This is a genomic window from Chryseobacterium sp. (assembly GCF_019236175.1).
Classification (GTDB): domain Bacteria; phylum Bacteroidota; class Bacteroidia; order Flavobacteriales; family Weeksellaceae; genus Chryseobacterium.
Window position 1 is genome coordinate 73,912 of sequence record NZ_JAFAJM010000016.1, and the last position, 16,726, is coordinate 90,637.

At 37.4% G+C, this 16,726-nt stretch carries 15 protein-coding genes and 1 pseudogene; 5 read left to right on the forward strand and 11 right to left on the reverse strand.

Translation table 11 applies throughout. The features are described 5' to 3' along the window. Window positions 1-2: 2 nt before the first annotated feature. The 6 genes from JO178_RS14655 to JO178_RS14680 form a co-directional block, all read right to left on the reverse strand. Window positions 3-1,364: a M20/M25/M40 family metallo-hydrolase gene (locus JO178_RS14655; RefSeq protein ID WP_291937430.1), complete on the reverse strand. Its 1,362-nt coding sequence runs from the start codon at window positions 1,362-1,364 to the stop codon at window positions 3-5. Window position 1,365: 1 nt separating this feature from the next. Then, window positions 1,366-2,772, reverse strand: coding sequence for a M28 family peptidase (locus JO178_RS14660; protein WP_291937434.1), 1,407 nt, complete (start codon window positions 2,770-2,772; stop codon window positions 1,366-1,368). Window positions 2,773-2,827: 55 nt separating this feature from the next. Next, on the reverse strand, window positions 2,828-4,072 hold the full coding sequence (locus JO178_RS14665) for a DUF1015 domain-containing protein (protein ID WP_291937437.1): 1,245 nt from the start codon (window positions 4,070-4,072) through the stop codon (window positions 2,828-2,830). Window positions 4,073-4,074: 2 nt separating this feature from the next. After that, window positions 4,075-5,040 (reverse strand): D-2-hydroxyacid dehydrogenase, encoded by a 966-nt coding sequence (locus tag JO178_RS14670; protein ID WP_291937439.1) that lies wholly within the window; start codon window positions 5,038-5,040, stop codon window positions 4,075-4,077. A 122-nt stretch (window positions 5,041-5,162) separates the two neighbouring features. Further along, on the reverse strand, window positions 5,163-6,227 hold the full coding sequence (serC, locus tag JO178_RS14675) for a 3-phosphoserine/phosphohydroxythreonine transaminase (protein ID WP_291937442.1): 1,065 nt from the start codon (window positions 6,225-6,227) through the stop codon (window positions 5,163-5,165). A 120-nt stretch (window positions 6,228-6,347) separates the two neighbouring features. After that, window positions 6,348-6,698, reverse strand: coding sequence for a 4Fe-4S dicluster domain-containing protein (locus JO178_RS14680; RefSeq protein WP_291937445.1), 351 nt, complete (start codon window positions 6,696-6,698; stop codon window positions 6,348-6,350). Window positions 6,699-6,757: 59 nt separating this feature from the next. Between JO178_RS14680 and JO178_RS14685 the strand changes: the two genes are divergently transcribed. The 3 genes from JO178_RS14685 to JO178_RS14695 all read left to right on the forward strand — a co-directional run bounded on the left by JO178_RS14685 (window position 6,758) and on the right by JO178_RS14695 (window position 9,151). Beyond that, window positions 6,758-7,792, forward strand: a complete 1,035-nt coding sequence (locus tag JO178_RS14685; RefSeq protein ID WP_291937448.1) for an acyl-CoA reductase — start codon at window positions 6,758-6,760, stop codon at window positions 7,790-7,792. Between the two features lie 145 nt (window positions 7,793-7,937). Next, entirely contained in the window at window positions 7,938-8,432 is a 495-nt protein-coding gene (locus tag JO178_RS14690; RefSeq protein ID WP_291937450.1) for a peptidylprolyl isomerase, read from the forward strand. Between the two features lie 29 nt (window positions 8,433-8,461). Continuing rightward, a complete protein-coding gene (locus JO178_RS14695) occupies window positions 8,462-9,151 on the forward strand; it encodes a Bax inhibitor-1 family protein (protein ID WP_291937453.1) in 690 nt (229 codons plus the stop codon). A 172-nt stretch (window positions 9,152-9,323) separates the two neighbouring features. Here JO178_RS14695 and JO178_RS14700 read toward each other — a convergent pair whose 3' ends face one another. The 5 genes from JO178_RS14700 to JO178_RS14720 form a co-directional block, all read right to left on the reverse strand. Continuing rightward, on the reverse strand, window positions 9,324-9,572 hold the full coding sequence (locus tag JO178_RS14700) for a hypothetical protein (RefSeq protein WP_101237843.1): 249 nt from the start codon (window positions 9,570-9,572) through the stop codon (window positions 9,324-9,326). Continuing rightward, window positions 9,572-9,880, reverse strand: a complete 309-nt coding sequence (locus JO178_RS14705) for a thioredoxin family protein (protein WP_065397563.1) — start codon at window positions 9,878-9,880, stop codon at window positions 9,572-9,574. The genes JO178_RS14700 and JO178_RS14705 overlap by 1 nt, the downstream gene beginning before the upstream one ends. 162 nt (window positions 9,881-10,042) lie before the next feature. Beyond that, window positions 10,043-10,675, reverse strand: a complete 633-nt coding sequence (locus JO178_RS14710; protein WP_291937462.1) for a peroxiredoxin — start codon at window positions 10,673-10,675, stop codon at window positions 10,043-10,045. 147 nt (window positions 10,676-10,822) lie between these two features. Beyond that, window positions 10,823-13,762: a M16 family metallopeptidase gene (locus JO178_RS14715; RefSeq protein WP_291937465.1), complete on the reverse strand. Its 2,940-nt coding sequence runs from the start codon at window positions 13,760-13,762 to the stop codon at window positions 10,823-10,825. 21 nt (window positions 13,763-13,783) lie between these two features. Then, on the reverse strand, window positions 13,784-14,977 hold the full coding sequence (locus JO178_RS14720) for a pyridoxal phosphate-dependent aminotransferase (protein ID WP_291937468.1): 1,194 nt from the start codon (window positions 14,975-14,977) through the stop codon (window positions 13,784-13,786). A gap of 460 nt (window positions 14,978-15,437) precedes the next feature. Here JO178_RS14720 and JO178_RS14725 point away from each other — a divergent pair, with 460 nt between their 5' ends. Both JO178_RS14725 and JO178_RS14730 read left to right on the forward strand, forming a co-directional pair. Further along, window positions 15,438-16,355, forward strand: coding sequence for a hypothetical protein (locus JO178_RS14725; protein WP_291937471.1), 918 nt, complete (start codon window positions 15,438-15,440; stop codon window positions 16,353-16,355). Next, window positions 16,352-16,726, forward strand: a pseudogene (locus JO178_RS14730) (T9SS C-terminal target domain-containing protein); the annotation flags it as partial. The gene JO178_RS14725 and the pseudogene JO178_RS14730, both read left to right, overlap by 4 nt.

Here is a 16,726-nt window from a genome sequence, read left to right on the forward strand (position 1 = left end):
TGTTACCAATTTTTATCAATCATATATATAAGTTGTGTCATTACTGCAGCGCCCAGTAATAATTCCCTCCGGTTCACTTTTTCAAAAGTGTCTTCTTCAGTGTGGTGAATATCAAAATAGCGCTGTGGATCAGGGACAAGTTCCGCCGTCGGAACACCCGCTTCATGTAACGGTGCAATATCCGATCCGGAGTATTTTCCCTCAAAATTATAGACTCCGTAAGGAAGAAAAAGTTGAGACCAGCTTCTGATCTGATTTCTTTTGGTGTCATCCATTTCGAGGGATATTCCGCGTGGTGAAAACCCTCCGGCGTCAGATTCTATGGCGAAAAGGTGTTTTTCATTGTTTTCCTGGGCTGTTTTGCCATATTGTTTTCCCCCTTTTGTTCCATTCTCCTCGTTGGCAAAGCAGACGACCCTGATGGTATGGTTATTTGGTATTCCTAATTTCTTAAAAATTCTCAGTACCTCAATACTTTGTACGATTCCGGCGCCGTCATCATGGGCTCCTTCACCTACATCCCAGGAATCAAGATGCCCTCCGACAACAATAACGCTCTGGTCTTTTTTACCGGTAATTTCACCGATTACAGAATGAGAGCGTTTCTCGCCTTTCATTCCGCAACTGGAATTAAGTTTTGCAGTAATCTTCCGGGCTTTCACTAAGGCTTCCAGTTCGTCTGCTGTGGTATTCCCGATGGCTACAGCCGGAACTTTAGGAATATTGTCTTCATAACGCATGACGCCGGTATGCGGAATGTCATCAAATGCAGAGGACAGCGATCTTATAATGGCAAATTTTCCGCCTTTTTTAGCGGTTAAAGAAGCTGCTGTTCTCCTATAGGCCCCCGCATCCCTGTAAGCGATGAAAGTCTGTACATATTCCTGGTTAAAAGGATAATTAAAGAAAACAATTTTATCTTTTACTTTTTCTGCGGGAAGTTTATCATACTCATCCAGTGACTTTACCATGATGATTTCTCCCGAAACATCTTTGCCTTTTGTTCCTTCAGAATTTCCTAGGGAAAGCATTTTGAGACTTTTCCATTTTCCGTCGGAGGTTTTGATGTGAAGGGATTCTTTTCCTCTTTCCCAGACCGGGATCATTACTTCCTGAAGCCACACTTTATCTGCACCGGCGTCTTTAATTTTTTGCTCGGCCCATTGTACAGATTTTTCATAAGCTTCAGAGCCGCTTAAACGATGGCCGATGGTTTTGGTGAGTTCTCTCAGTTCATTGTAGCCTTTGCCGTTATTCAGAATTTCGGTGGAAATTTTGCTGAACTGTATAGAGTCTTCTTTGGTCTGACCGGATAAAAAGGCAATTCCAAGACTTAATAAGGATAGGTGTAAGATTTTCTTCATGTTACCAGTTTTTATCGATCATGAAAATTAATTGGGTCATGGCTACTGCTCCCAGTAGAAGTTCTCTTTTATTGACTTTGTCAAAAGTATCTTGCTCGGAATGATGGTAATCAAAATACCTTTGTGTATCTACCACAAGTTCTGCTAAAGGGATATCCAGTTTTTTTAAAGGTGAAATATCCTGAATTGCTTCTGTCTGGTCAAAATCATATACGCCATAGGGAAGGAAATATTCTTTCCATGGATAAACCAGTTTTCGTCTTTGTGGTGACATATCCAAAGAAAATCCTCTTGGAGAATATCCTCCGGCATCAGTACCTAAGGCGAATATGTGCTTTTCCTCTTTCTTTTTCACGTAGGCTGCATACATTTCACGGCCTTGTCCGCCGTTTTCACTATTGGCGTATAAAACAACACGAATGGTATGATTGTTTTCATATCCAAGTGCTTTCAATGTTCTTAAAACCTCGATACACTGGACAACTCCTGTTCCGTCATCAATTGCACCTTCACCGATATCCCATGAATCAAGCTGAGCGCCTAATACAATTACTTTAGAATCTTTTTTACCCTGAATTTCAGCAATGATATTGGGATTAGTGGTGTCGCCTTTTGACTCGGCATTCATGTTGATTTTCGCAGTGATTTTTTGCTTTTTTACGAGTTTTTCCAACTCATCCGCTGATCTTACTCCAATGGATAAAGCGGGAATTTTAACTTTATCATCCGGTTCATAATAAATCATTTTGGCATGAGGGGTATCATCACCGGCCGTTGTTAGTGATCTTATAATTAATGCTTTTGCGCCTGTTTTAGCAATGACAGAAGCGGAAATTAATTTTGATTTTGCAGCCAGTAAATAAGCATCACTGGTATTGATCGTTTTCGGATCCATAGGAACGTTTACGAAAACTATTTTGTCTTTCAACTGGCCTATTGACATTGCATTGAGCTCGGAAGTGGAATTAATTAAGGTAATTTCACCAATAAGATCTTTACCTCCTGTACCTTCGGAGTTTCCGAAAGAAAGCATTTTGATATTTTTCCAATCTCCGTTTCCGGCTTTTATCTGGAGAGATTCTTTCCCTCTGATCCAGACCGGAGCTTTGGCTTCCTGTCTCCAGATCATATTGATACCAATTTCTTTGAATTTTTTTTCTGCCCATTCTACTGCTCTTGCATAGCCGGGAGTTGCACTAAAACGAGGGCCGATACCTTTTGTCAGCTCTCCAAGGTTATCATAAGCCTTGCCGTTGGTCATGATCTCGTCTGAGATATTTTCGAATTCTTTATGGTAATTTAATTTTACAGGAATCGCTGTTCTGCCGGCCGGCTTTTTCTGGGGCTTTTTCTGAGAAAATAAAAATCCACTCAAAAAGAGTGGAAGTATAATGAATGTTTTTTTCATTTTTTATTTACCTTTCTTTTTCCGATGATAAAAGTAGGGAAAAAATAGGAATTTATTAAGGTTTCATGTCGTACATTAGTAAAGCTGTAACCAATTTCGGCTCAATAAATGTACATTTTGGCGGCATACTCAGTTTTAAATCTGAAATTTTAATCATGTCATTAAAACTTACCGGATAGATTCCAAAACCTACTTTACCTTCGCCGCTGTCTATTTTTTCTTTTAAAATATTGATTCCGTTGATATTGGAGGTTCCTTTTACATAAGAAATCATTTCAGAGCTGTCAGGGTCTTCAATTTTCAGAATATCTTTGAAAATATATTTGTCTAACAGGTGGTGGTCCAGATTATCCAGAGACATTTCTTTTGAACGAAGGTCATGCTTTACGTGAAGAGAGTAGAATTTACCATCCATATACATAGAAATATGGAATTTCTGTGACGGATAGTAAGGAGTTTCTCCTTTTTCATGGATCAGGAAATATTGTTCAAGTTCTTTTAGGAACTGTTCGCCGGAAACACCATTCATGTCATGTAAAATCCTGTTGTAGTCATGAATTTTAATAGACTGGTTAGAGACGATGAAGCTGTATACGAAGTTGTAAAGCTCCGTACCGTTATGTCTTTTATTTTTCTCTTTATGGCGTTTTGCGTTGAGTGCGGTAGATCCGATTCTGTGGTGTCCGTCTGCAATATAAAATGAGTCAATCTGATCGATTACTTCTTTGAATTGCTGAAGTTTAAGGCGGTTGTCTATTCTCCAGATTTTGTGTCTGATCCCGATGGAATCCGTATGGTTAAAAATAGGGACATTTTTTTCCTCATGATTCATCAGCAGCTCAATTTTCGAGTTGGCAGGGTAGGTAAGCAATACCGGTTCGGCCTGCAGGCTTACTTTCTCAAGGTAATGGGCTAGTTTTTCTTTTTTCTGAGGAATGGTACTTTCATGTCTTTTGATTTTTCCATTCCAGAAATCTTCAATACTGGCTAATCCCAGAAGTCCTCTGAAAACCTGTTTATTGGGGTATATTTGCTCATAAAGGTAATAAGCGGAACTGTCCTGGACTAATTTTTTTTCGTCCAGAAGCTCTTCAAATGTAGAACGGATCTTCCTCAGATTCCGGTCAATATCTTTAGATTTACTTACAACATAAGGTTTAATCATATTGATGTAAGTATTTTCAACTTGGGCCTTCTCTGCAATCTCTTCCTGGGTGAAATTATCCAGTGGGTGTGTAGGGAAAGTACTCTCCAAGTCTTTATGAGGTCGTATTCCACGGAAAGGTTTAAAAACAGGCATATTTATCTTATAGTTTCTTTTTGTAGCTTAATAATTTGTTCTGCAAGTTCGACTCCGATTTTCTCTTGCGCATCCACTGTATTACCTCCAACATGAGGAGAAAGTGATAATGCCGGGTTCATCAGTAAAGGTAATTCCGGGTTGGGCTCATTTTCAAAAACATCCAATGCGGCTCCCGCGACCTTACCTGATTCTATAAAATCGATAAGTGCTACTTCATTCATTACCCCCCCTCTTGCAGTATTTACAATATAGACTCCGTCTTTCATTTTCTCAAACTGAGGGGTGTCTATAATATATTCATTCGTTTTTGGAGTATTGATACTGATGAAATCCGATTCTTTAAGGAATGCATCCGTATCATTGGTGGAAGTGATCTCAAAACTGACAGATTGTCCGTCAAAGAAATCCAGACTAAGAACTTCTGTTCTTGGGCTTCTCGTAAGAACTTTTACTTTCATTCCTAAAGAGATTCCAATTTTTACCACTTCCTGGCCGATATTTCCAAAGCCAATAACTCCTAATGTTTTTCCTGAAAGTTCATATGCGTTGCTGAATGACTTTTTCATCGCATTGAAATGCGTTTCGCCTTCTAAAGGCATCAGCCTGTTTGATTCGTGAAGGAATCTCGCCAATGAAAAGAAGTGTCCGAAAACCAGTTCTGCTACAGATTTTGAAGATGCTGTCGGGGTATTGATAATCTTTATCCCTTTGCTTTTTGCATATTCAACATCAATATTATCCATTCCGATACCGCCTCTTCCTATCATTTGAAGACCGGGGCATGCATCAATCAGATCTCGTCTTACTTTTGTTGCACTTCTTACCAGAAGAACATCCACGTTATTATCGTTGATAAATTTAATAACGTGATCTTGGGCCACTCTATTGTCCAGGATCTCAATTCCGGCCTCTTTTAGGGCCTGTTCACCTGCTTTTGAAATTCCATCGTTTGCTAAAACTTTCATGTGTTATTTGATTTAAAGACTGAAAAATTAAAATTTCCCATATTTTAAAACTGGGGCGCAAATTAATAAATTTAAATGAACTGCTTTCAATTTTTCAGTCTTTGAATTTTTTAATGCTTAAATTATTTGATAGATTTCATAACATCTACCAAAACCTGTACACTTTCGATTGTCAAGGCATTGTAAAGACTTGCTCTGTAGCCGCCTAAACTTCTGTGTCCGTTTAAACCACTGATTCCTGCAGCTTTCCATGCGGTATCAAATTCTTCTTTTTTACTTTCATCTGTAATGTTGAAAGAAACGTTCATTAATGAGCGGTCTTCTTTTACACAGAAGGTTTCGAATAAAGGGTTGCTGTCAATTTCATCATACAAAAGTTTAGCTTTTGCTTCGTTTCTCTTTTCTGCAGCAGCAATTCCCCCATTGTTTTCAAGATGCTGAAGAGTTAATAAAGACGCATATATAGGAAATACCGGTGGTGTATTGTACATTGATTCTTTGGCGATATGTTGGGAATAATCCAGCATGGATAGCATATTTTCTCTTCCTGTTTTACCAAGAATATCTTTTTTTACAACCACTAAAGTAACTCCTGCAGGGCCCATATTTTTCTGAGCACCAGCATAGATTAAATCAAATTTCGAGAAATCCAGCTGTCTGGAAAAAATATCAGAACTCATATCACAAACCATTAGTGTATCCACTTCAGGGAAGTTTTTCATCTGAGTTCCGTAAATGGTATTGTTTGATGTACAATGGAAGTAATCATAGTCTGAACCTACACTATAATTTTTAGGGATGAATGAATAATTTTCTTCTTTTGAAGAACCCACTACATCTACGGTTCCTAATTTTTTTGCTTCTTTGATGGCTCCGGCAGCCCAGGTTCCCGTATCGAGATAAGCGGCTTTACCACCTACTTTCATCAGGTTATACGGAACCATTGCAAACTGCATACTGGCACCGCTTCCTAAATAAAGTACTTCGTAGTCATCTCCCAGATTCATCAGCCTTTTTACAATAGCACGTGCTTCGTCCATTACGGCAACGAAATCTTTGCTTCTGTGCGAAATTTCAAGAAGTGATAATCCGATCCCATTAAAATCTAAAATAGCCTGTGCTGATTTTTCAAATACTTCCTGAGGTAAGATACATGGTCCTGCGCTGAAGTTGTGCTTTTTGTTCATATTTTATTTTTTTGGTTGTTGCCGGGAATTTACATCCCTGTGGGTTCATTTTCGTTTTTTACTAAACGCTTGAATTTATGGTTAAAAAAACCGTCTCACAGATGATGAGACGGATTTTTTTTATTCGCCGTGTAAGAACGCTTTTTTGTTAAGCAGAGTCTCTTCAGATTCTACATGGTCTTCATCAGGCACACAGCAGTCTACCGGACATACTGCAGCGCACTGTGGCTCTTCATGGAAGCCTTTACATTCCGTACATTTGTCTGTTACGATGAAATATACATCATCACTTACGGGTTCCTGAGGTGCATCAGCATCTACAGTAAGTCCTGACGGCATTGTAATTGTACCTTGCAGGGTAGTACCATCAGAAGCTTTCCAATCTACAGCTCCTTCATATATTGCATTGTTTGGGCATTCAGGTTCACAGGCCCCACAGTTAATGCATTCATCAGTTATTTTAATAGCCATCGCTAATTTTTTTTAAATTTGCACAAAATTACAAAATATTCCCCAATTTTAAAGTAATTATGAATACCGAAAATCAAGTTTTAGGACTTATTAAATTAAGTGATTATATAAAAGCGTTTTTATCTAAAAAAACAGAAGATTATAATGAAGATGATGCTGATTTTGGATTATTATTAAAAAAATCCGAAATAGAGAATCCGTGGTTTACCGTTGATAATCAGAAATTTGCTTTACAGCAGTGGGCAGATCTCCTTACTGAAGAAAACATCAAGAACTGGCTTAAAAATTATTCAGTCTCTGCAATTTCGAAAAAAGTAGGACTTATTCTGGCAGGAAATATTCCTTTGGTAGGATTTCACGATGTGATTTCTGTAGTGCTAAGCAATCATATTCCATTGATTAAATTATCTTCAAAAGATAAGTATATGATTCCTTTTTTATTAAAAAAATGGAAAGAATTTTCAGACGGTCAGGTACCGTTTGAGTTGGTGGAAAGATTGGAGAATTTTGATGCGGTCATTGCTACAGGAAGTAATAATACTGCGAGATATCTTGAATATTATTTTAAAAATCATTTAAGCATTATCCGTAAAAACAGGACTTCCGTTGCAGTCCTGAAGGGAAATGAAACTCCTGAAGAACTTCAGCTTTTAGCAAAAGATATTTTCCAGTATTTCGGACTGGGATGCCGAAATGTAACACGTGTTTTTATTCCTCAGGATTTTGTTATTGACAGATTATTTGAAAGTTTTATAGACTTCCGGGATATTATTAATCATCATAAATATGCTAATAATTATGACTATAACAGAGCGGTTTATCTTTTAAATCAGGAAAAGTTCTGGGATAATAATTTTGTGATGCTGAAAGAGGATGATAAATTATTCAGCCCGCTTTCAGTGATCAATTTCAGCAGGTATGATAGCCTTGAAGAAGTTAAAGACTTTATCACTGAGAATGAAGAAAATATCCAGTGCGTGGTCGCTAAAAAAGACCTGGGATTGGTTTCTGTCGAATTTGGAGAGGCTCAGAATCCGGGTCTCGATACGTATGCCGATAATGTAGATACGATGAAATTTCTTGAGGGGGTTTAATGAGAACCCAAAATTGTTTTTTGATGTTCTTAAAGAGCTGATTACATTATGTTTTATAAAGAGCAGAATGCTTTTTATTTTATATTTCAAATGTTGATTGTTGAATTCTTTGTATATTCAGCAATTAATTTACTGAATCAATTATATGAAAAAAGTAATTCTTGTATTGGCTGTTTTTGTTATTCAGCTTGGATTTTCACAAAAAGTAACAAGTCTGAAGGTTGAAAAAAGCGAGAATAAAGAGGTAGCTGCAGAACTGGACAAAGATAAAATAAGCCTGTATAACGGGAGTTTTTTCAAATTCATTGCCGCTTTAAAAGTCTCTGATAAAAAAACAATGGAAAGTTTACTTTCACCCAAGGCAAAAGAGGTAGTGACGGATGTTGTCTATAAAAAACTTTCTGAGGATATCGACTTCAGTAAATCCCTTGAAGTTTTCAAGTCCGGATACAAATCTACTATGGACGGAAAGACCTATCCTATGATCCAGTACAGGTATTCAGGTGATATTTCTTCGGATCCGGAAAATATTGTTACTGCCGTATTTGAAAATGACGGGAAGATTCTGGGGATAAAACCCAAAAGAAAACAGGCTGTAAATAATACTGTGCCTAAAAAAGATGTAAAAAAGAAAGAGTAAAAAATGAAAATAATAAAAAAATATAAATAATGAAAACAAACATTTTAGTGGCTCAGTCTTCGGAAATGGAGCGGGCTGATTTTTACAAGAAAACCTATTTGCATGTTGCTTTATCCATTCTTGCATTTATCGGGGTAGAAACGATTCTGTTAAAAACGGTTCCGCCACAGGTTATTGCCATGATGTTCGGACAAAGGTATACATGGTTATTAATTATCGGGGTATTCTGGCTGGCTTCCATTTTAGCTTCCAAATGGTCGCTTTCACAAAGTAAATCTACTCAATATCTGGGCTTAGGTTTTTATATTCTGCTGGAAGCCATTATTTTTATGCCTTTAATGTTCATTGCCGTGAATATGACGGGTGGGGGTAATGTGATTTTCCAGGCTGCTACTTTAACGGTAGCTATGTTTGCCGGAATTTCAGCGGTAGCCTTTACTTCCAAAAGAGATTTTTCTTTTCTAAGAAATATCATCATTATCGGTGGTTTTATTTCTATCGGATTGATTGTGGGCGGAATGATCTTTGGATTTAACCTGGGTCTTTGGTTCTCAGTCGGAATGGTTATATTAGCCTCTGCATCCATTTTGTATCAGACCAGCAAATTAAAAGATGCATACGGTACTGAACAGTATGTAGGAGCGGCATTGCAGCTTTTCGCATCTATTATGCTTTTATTCTGGTATATCTTAAGTATTCTGATGAACAGAAGAAACTGATAAAAACAGATTATATTCAATATAAAATTAAATCCTGATAGAGTAGTATCAGGATTTTTTATTGTTTTGTTCAGTTGTCTTTTTAGTAATGGTTATCGGTTGTTAAATATAAAAAAAACACCCTATAACAATTAGAGTGTTTTTTTAACAAATTATACGGTGTATAAGCGTTTTATTTATCGATTGATCCTAAGACCTTTTGCGCAAAAGAGTTTAATGCGTCTTTCTCGCTCATTCCATTCTGAACGTTTCCGTGAACTTCAAGAGCACCGCATATATTGGTAATTAATTCTCCTGCTACATTAAGATCTTCTTCACTTGTTCCTCTGAATTCACAAAAGCTTTCTAAAACTTCCAGCGTTTTTTCAAGGTTTTCAGGAGTCTGATTCTGATAGAATTGTCTGATGATAGGTAATTTCATTATTGTAATTCGTTAAAAAGGTTGATTAAACTTTCTGCCTGGTTAGACTGAACCTGATTCACCAATTCACCATTTTTAAAAATGGCGAAAGTAGGTAAGTTGTCTACTTTTGCTAGTTTTCTGCTTTCAGGAAGTTTTTCTGCATCTACATATAAAAATGGAATAGATTCATTTTCTGAAGCTAATTTTTTGAATTTCGGCTTCATAATTCTGCAGTTTCCACACCAGGTTGCCCCGTATTGAACGACTACTTTTTCATTGTCATTTACTATATTCTGTAATGTATCTTCGGTTAATTCTGTGTACATAGTGTTGTATTATTTTGGGTAAGTAATTGGATGATCGGGTCATCAGATGACCCGGTTTAAGCAGATGGAGAAACCTGCCTAAATAAAGAATGAGATAATTTGAAATAGGTGCCGAGATTCAGAAGCATTTTCAAATTATCTCATTTCATATTTTTAGAAATATTAGTTCTTCGCTAAGTATTCTGCTGTAGAAGTTCTGTCAGCTTTCATAGCATCTTTACCTTCTTCCCAGTTTGCAGGACATACTTCACCGTGCTTCTGAACGTGTGTATAAGCGTCGATTAATCTTAAGAATTCTTTTACGTTTCTTCCAAGAGGCATATCGTTTACCGCTTCGTGGAAAATTTTTCCTGTTTCGTCGATAAGATAAGTTGCTCTGTAAGTTACGTTAGAACCTGTGAACGTTTCGTTTCCTTCTTCATCGTATTCGAAATCCTGGTCAACGATACCTAAAGTGTTCGCTAATTGTCTGTGAGTATCAGCTAAAAGCGGGTAAGTAACACCTTCAATACCTCCGTTATCTTTCGGTGTGTTTAGCCAAGCGAAGTGTACTTCGTTTGTATCACAAGATGCTCCGATTACTTTAGTGTTTCTTTTTTCGAACTCACCTAAAGCTTCCTGGAAAGCATGAAGTTCAGTAGGGCAAACGAAAGTGAAATCTTTCGGGTACCAGAATAAAAGAACTTTTTGTTGGTTGTTTACTGCTTCATCAAGGATGTTGATTCTTAAATCGTCACCCATTTCAGACATTGCATCAATTGTTAAATTTGGGAATTTTTTTCCTACTAAAGACATAATTTTCTGTTTTTATATTTAATTTTCTTATGCAAATATAGAGAAGATTTATCTATCGAACAACTTATTTTCGATAAATAAAATCTATAATTGTTTTTGATTCCTTACTCAATAAAAAAGCCCTGAATCCAGGGCTTTTTGTTTATTTTAATAACCAAATATTTCAGTTAAGTTAAGCTTTTTTACTTCACCTAATGGTTGCATATCTGCTTCTTTTACTTTGTCCTGAGAAGCGACGAGGCAGTAGGTATAGCTCTTATTTTTCATCTCACGGTCATGGAATATATTAATGTCTGAGAAGGATAGTTTTGGAGCCTGTTCGTAGACATTTTTCCTGATATCAAAGTCGTTTCCGAGCTTTTGAGATTTCAGATAAGAGAAAATAATCCCATCCTGGGTGATTCTTTCAGCGGCAATAGATTTTTTCAATCCGCTTTTTGCTGTTTCAAACAGTTGTTCTGATTTTGGAAGTGTGGTCAGAAGCTCGTTCATCGCAGTGGTAGATTCATTGAATTTATCTGCCTGAGTTCCTACATAGGCCATAACCATATCTTTATCCGTTTTCTTGCTTGGAAGCGAGAAATAAGAATAGGTAGAGTAGGCCAATGCTTTAGACTCTCTGATGGTCTGAAATACAATTGAACCCATTCCGCCTCCGAAATAGTTGTTAAATAAGCTTACCGTAGGGGTGATGGATGAGTTGTACTGATCAGCGTTTCTTACCCAGAAAACTTCTGCCTGTACCATATCATAATGAGCGAACAATACTTTATTTTTATCCGTTGGAATCTGAACAAAAGTTTTAGATTTCGGAAGTTCTTTTAAAGCAGCAGGAAGCTTATGTACGGGATTCAGGGAAGCAACGACTTCATTTCCTGATTTTGGTCCGTAGTAAAGTACTTTATGCTTGAAATTAAACAAATCGTGCAGGATGCTGATCAGGTCTTCGGCTTTCAAAGCATCCAGTTCAGCATCACTCAATACATTATTAAAAGGATTCTGGGCTCCGTATTGTGCATAGCTTCTAAGGCCTGCCATGATTACTGCTTTATTCTGTTTGGCATTGGCTCTCGCTTTCTTCAGTCTTGTCTTGTAGGCATCAAGTGCAGCCTGATCAGCCTGACAATTTTTGATAAGATCTTCAAATAGAGCGGCCGTTTTATCAAAGTTTTCATTCAGACCTTCCAGAGATACATAGGTCTCTTCATTGCCTGCGGTCACATTAAAACTGGAGGCAAGTTTGTAAAACTCTTTACTGATGGCTTCAGAAGATTTATTTTTTGTACCCAGATATTGAAGGTATTCTGCGGCCAGTGGAAGGATTTTGTTGTTCCACTTTCCGGAATCAAAGTGATAATACATTCTGAATAGGGCATTATCCGTATTTTTTACAGAAAGGACATCAATACTGCCTAATTTATTTTTAGCAATATCTTTATCATAGTTCAGCCATACCGGAGCAATCGCATTTTCAGGCATTGCATCAACTTTCTTAAGGAAGGGAGACTGGTCTTCTCTGTTTACAGAAACAGGAGTAATGGTAGGCTTGTCTACTTTTACAATGCTTTTATCTTCACCTTTTCTCTTATAAACAGCCACATAGTTATTATTCTGAAGGTATTTTGAAGCGAAATCCATAATATCCTTTTTGGTGAGATGGGAGATCTCGTCTACATATTCTAAATTCGCTTTATGATCTACATCAGAAGTGAATTCATCCATCAGTATACCTGCTCTGGACGAGTATTTTTCATCTTTCTGAATAATGTTTTTCTTTTCGTTGTTAACGATTGATTGGATCAGATCATCAGAGAACTCTCCTTTTCTTAATTTATCGATTTCCTGAAGCAATAAATTCTTGACTTCATCCAGAGACTGGCCTTCAGTAGGTTTTCCCTGTATCAGCAAAACAGAATAGTCTTTTAAAGCATAAGGAAACGCTTCTGCTCCCAATAATTTTTGTTTTTTAACCAAGTCCAGGTCAATTAATCCGGCCTGTCCGTTAGTAAGCATATTTCCTACAAGATTTAATAATCTCGCATCTTTGGTAGAGGCTCCCGGAAATCTGAAACCAAGCATTACACTCTCAGGATTGGGGCCCAGAACTTCCTTAACAACGGGTGCTGTAATAGGTTTCTCCTGTCCGACTTTATATTCCGGAACAGGTTTGGTTTTCATATAAGAGAATGCCTTATCGATTTTAGCAATGACTTCATCCGGATTAAAGTCTCCGGACATGATGATTCCCATATTATTAGGAACATAGTAATTGTTATAATATGCTCTGATGGCTTCAAGAGAAGGGTTTTTCAAATGTTCGATAGTTCCTATCGTTGTCTGTTTTCCGTAATTGTTGTTAGGGAAAAGACTGGCAAACATGGTGTCGAAAACTTTGTCACCATCATCATCCAGTGTTCTGTTTTTCTCTTCATATACCGCCTCGAGTTCTGTATGGAAAAGCCTAAGGATTGGTTGTCTGAATCTTTCAGCCTGTACAGCAAGGAATTTGTCAATAACATTGGCCGGAATATCTTCTGTATATACGGTCTGCTCGAAAGAAGTGAATGCATTGGATCCGTCTGCACCCATTCCTGCCATCATTTTGTCATATTCGTTAGCAATGGCATATTTGGCAGCTTCGCCTGAAACCCTGTCTATTTCTTTGTAGATCTCTTTTCTCTGAGCTTCATCTTTGGTTTTGTTGTATTTTTCATACAAGGCATCAATCTGGTCCAGAAGAGGTTTTTCCTTACTCCAGTCTTTTGATCCAAACTGATCCGTCCCTTTGAAAAGCATATGTTCCAGATAATGGGCAAGACCTGTATGATCTGCAGGGTCTGTTTTACTTCCGGCTTTGGTGGCTATATAAGTCTGAATTCTAGGCTCCTTGTTGGTAGGGCTCAGAATGACAGTTAAGCCGTTTTTCAACGTATAATATCTTGCAGCAGTAGGATCATTGGTTACATATTTGTAGGGGTAGCCGTTTGATTTTGCTTCTTTCCACTGAAAATCCTGCCCGTAAGCATAGCCTGCAAAACTTGCTGCAGCAATACTGGTGGCGATTGTTAATTTTTTAAACAGATTCATTTCTGGTGTATGTGGTGTTTATTAATTGAACTGTTCCAATAGATTTTTGATTCTTTTCATAGCTTCTCTAAGATCTTCTTCAGAGGCAGCATATGAGAATCTGATACATTCAGGGCTTCCGAAAGAAAGTCCGCCTACACATCCTACATGAGCATTTTCAAGTAAGAACATGGCGAAATCATCAGAATTATTAATTTGAGTTCCATTTAAAGTTTTTCCGATATAATGGGAAATATCCGGGAAGAAATAGAAGGCTGCTTTAGGAAGCAGTACTTTGAACCCGGGAATCTCCTGAATCAGATCATACATAAGATCTCTTCTTTTTTTAAAGGCGTCGATCATGTATTTATATTCGGAAGGGTCTGTTTTTAAAGCTACAATAGAAGCTCTTTGTGCAACGGTATTGGCGCCGCTTGTCATTTGTCCCTGAACTTTTTCACAGGCTTTTGCCAGCCATTCCGGACATGCCGAATAGCCGATTCTCCAGCCAGTCATGGCAAATGCCTTAGACATTCCGTTGATAACGGCAGTCTGTTCATAGACTTCAGGAAACTGGGCAATAGAGCTTGTTTTGGTTTCATAATTGATGAATTCATAGATCTCATCTGAAATTACGGTTATCTGAGGGTATTTGGCAATTACTCTGGCCAGAGATTTCAGTTCGTCATAGGTATAATATCCGCCGGACGGATTGCACGGTGAGCTGAAAAGTACAGCTTTGGTTTTGTCTGTAATAGCTTCTTCCAGCTGTTCTGCCGTGATTTTAAAATCGGTGACATAAGAAGTAGGAAGCATAACGGAAACTCCGCCCATCATTTTTACCATTTCATCATAACTTACCCAGTAAGGAGCGGGAAGTAAAACTTCATCACCATCATTAATAATGGCTGCCAAAACATTCAGGATAGCCTGTTTGGCACCATTGGATACACAGATCTGGGTAGGTTTGTATTCTAAGTGATTATCTCTTTTTAATTTATACGCAATGGCTTCACGCAATTCCAGGAAGCCGGGAACAGGAGAGTAGTGACTGTAGTTTTGGTTAATGGCATCGAAAGCCGCTTGTTTGATATTATCCGGAACATCAAAATCCGGTTCACCAAGAGTTAAGCTGATAACGTCTATTCCGTTGGCTTTCATTTCTCTGGCTTTATTAGACATGACGAAAGTCTGTGAGTAACCTAGTCTTTTTACTCTATCTGAAAGTTTGTCCATTGTATTTTTTTGAATTGTAACAAATATATAATAAAAACGTCTTGCCGGGAAATAAAAATAATCTCATTTTAAAGATTTTTATCAGGTTAAAATCCGATTTCTGGTGCTTTGAAAAGTGTTTTGTAGAATAAATTGCCTGTATAAAGTAGTCATCTTTCTACTTAAAATTTCATATGAGATGATGTAAGTTTGTTTGTAAAGACAGATGAAAAAAAAGAAATTATGTTTTCACTAAGTTTCTTGTATGCATGTTCTTCATGCAGGGCTTTTTAAGCCTTAGGTCCACCGTGATTATCTCTATTTTAACCTGATCTCTTCAGGTATTCTAATTTCATAAAAAACGATATGAAAGTATTCTATTTTTCCGGATAGTCTTTATCCTGTCGTAAAAGCCCTATTAAAGGGGTATTTACCCTTTAAAGACAAAATATATTTATTTTTTAATTCATATAAAACACTAATGAAAAAATTACAAATTATGGCATTGATATTACCCGTATTATCTTTTGCCCAACAGGAATTTTCTGAAATAAAAGTGAAAGACTATTCACCAAGAATTTATTTACAAAGAAATACTAATACTGGCGGCTTTATTCAGGGAATACAAACGCAACTTTCAGATGGTACTGACAACTGGTTTTTTGGAAGTGCCGGAGTTCAGGAATGGAGAGTATCTAAAGGAAACTGGGAAAACCCCAAATTGAGTGTTCATGAAAATGGCAATGTCGGAATAGGAACTTATAATCCTCAGTCGAAATTAGATGTACATGGAGTAATGACGGTTGGGGGAAATAATGCCAATATGGATATCATTAATGTTCCCCATAGTTTAGATATGTTGAAAAACAGTGGGAAACTAGCCATAGGCTGGAATTTATCCGGAGCAGGGGGAGAAACAGATTTTGTAGCGAACAGGGGGCTGGGAAGTATTGGAGGGTTTCATTTTTACGATTATTCCAATGAAGGACAAAGAAAACAATTGTTTGTTTTACACAGCAATGGAAATGCTTTTATCAATGGTAAACTTGAAGCCAAAGAAATGAAAGTCACCAACAGCCCTACCGCAGACTTTGTTTTTGATGAAAATTATGAACTTCCTAAAGTAGAGGATGTTGAAAGACATATCAAAGAGAAGAAGCATCTTCCTGAAATCGCCTCTGCCAAAGAAATGGAAAAAGAAGGTGTAAATATCGGGGAATTTCAGATCAAACTCCTTCAAAAGATTGAAGAGCTTACGCTCTATATCATCGATCAGAATAAACTCAATAAAGAACAGAGTACGTTGATACAACTTCAGTCAGAGCAACTGAAAAAACAGCTTAAAATCAATAATTCCCTGCAACAGCAGATCAATCATTTAAAAACATCAGACGAATGAAACAGCTTTATTTCAGTGCATTTCTCTTATGCACTGCTCTGGGTTGTTTCAATGCCCAGAATGTTCTCTGGCAGAAAGATATCAAATCTTCTACTCAGGATTTTCTAAGCCAGGTAACTACGACTCCGGATCAGCAATATCTGATTACAGGAAGTGCTATTCAGAGCGACAGGCTTCAGGCAGGAAGCAGTAAGCAAAACAACGGTTACGATTTCCATTTGATCAAACTCAGCCAACAGGGTGATCAGGTTTGGGAAAAATATTTTTCAGGACAACATCACGATTATTTATCAGCAACAGTGGCCACTCAGGATGGCGGTTTTCTCTTAGCCGGAACGTCATACTCAGGAAAGGGACTGGATAAAAAAGAC

Coding starts and splice junctions, on each gene's coding strand:
- JO178_RS14655 (WP_291937430.1), bottom strand. CDS start 1,364: ATGAAGAAAATCTTACACCTATCCTTATTAAGTCTTGGAATTGCCTTT.
- JO178_RS14660 (WP_291937434.1), bottom strand. CDS start 2,772: ATGAAAAAAACATTCATTATACTTCCACTCTTTTTGAGTGGATTTTTA.
- JO178_RS14705 (WP_065397563.1), bottom strand. CDS start 9,880: ATGTACACAGAATTAACCGAAGATACATTACAGAATATAGTAAATGAC.
- JO178_RS14710 (WP_291937462.1), bottom strand. CDS start 10,675: ATGTCTTTAGTAGGAAAAAAATTCCCAAATTTAACAATTGATGCAATG.
- JO178_RS14715 (WP_291937465.1), bottom strand. CDS start 13,762: ATGAATCTGTTTAAAAAATTAACAATCGCCACCAGTATTGCTGCAGCA.
- serC (WP_291937442.1), bottom strand. CDS start 6,227: ATGAACAAAAAGCACAACTTCAGCGCAGGACCATGTATCTTACCTCAG.
- JO178_RS14725 (WP_291937471.1), top strand. CDS start 15,438: ATGAAAAAATTACAAATTATGGCATTGATATTACCCGTATTATCTTTT.
- JO178_RS14665 (WP_291937437.1), bottom strand. CDS start 4,072: ATGCCTGTTTTTAAACCTTTCCGTGGAATACGACCTCATAAAGACTTG.
- JO178_RS14695 (WP_291937453.1), top strand. CDS start 8,462: ATGAAAACAAACATTTTAGTGGCTCAGTCTTCGGAAATGGAGCGGGCT.
- JO178_RS14680 (WP_291937445.1), bottom strand. CDS start 6,698: ATGGCTATTAAAATAACTGATGAATGCATTAACTGTGGGGCCTGTGAA.
- JO178_RS14685 (WP_291937448.1), top strand. CDS start 6,758: ATGAATACCGAAAATCAAGTTTTAGGACTTATTAAATTAAGTGATTAT.
- JO178_RS14700 (WP_101237843.1), bottom strand. CDS start 9,572: ATGAAATTACCTATCATCAGACAATTCTATCAGAATCAGACTCCTGAA.
- JO178_RS14720 (WP_291937468.1), bottom strand. CDS start 14,977: ATGGACAAACTTTCAGATAGAGTAAAAAGACTAGGTTACTCACAGACT.
- JO178_RS14670 (WP_291937439.1), bottom strand. CDS start 5,040: ATGAAAGTTTTAGCAAACGATGGAATTTCAAAAGCAGGTGAACAGGCC.
- JO178_RS14690 (WP_291937450.1), top strand. CDS start 7,938: ATGAAAAAAGTAATTCTTGTATTGGCTGTTTTTGTTATTCAGCTTGGA.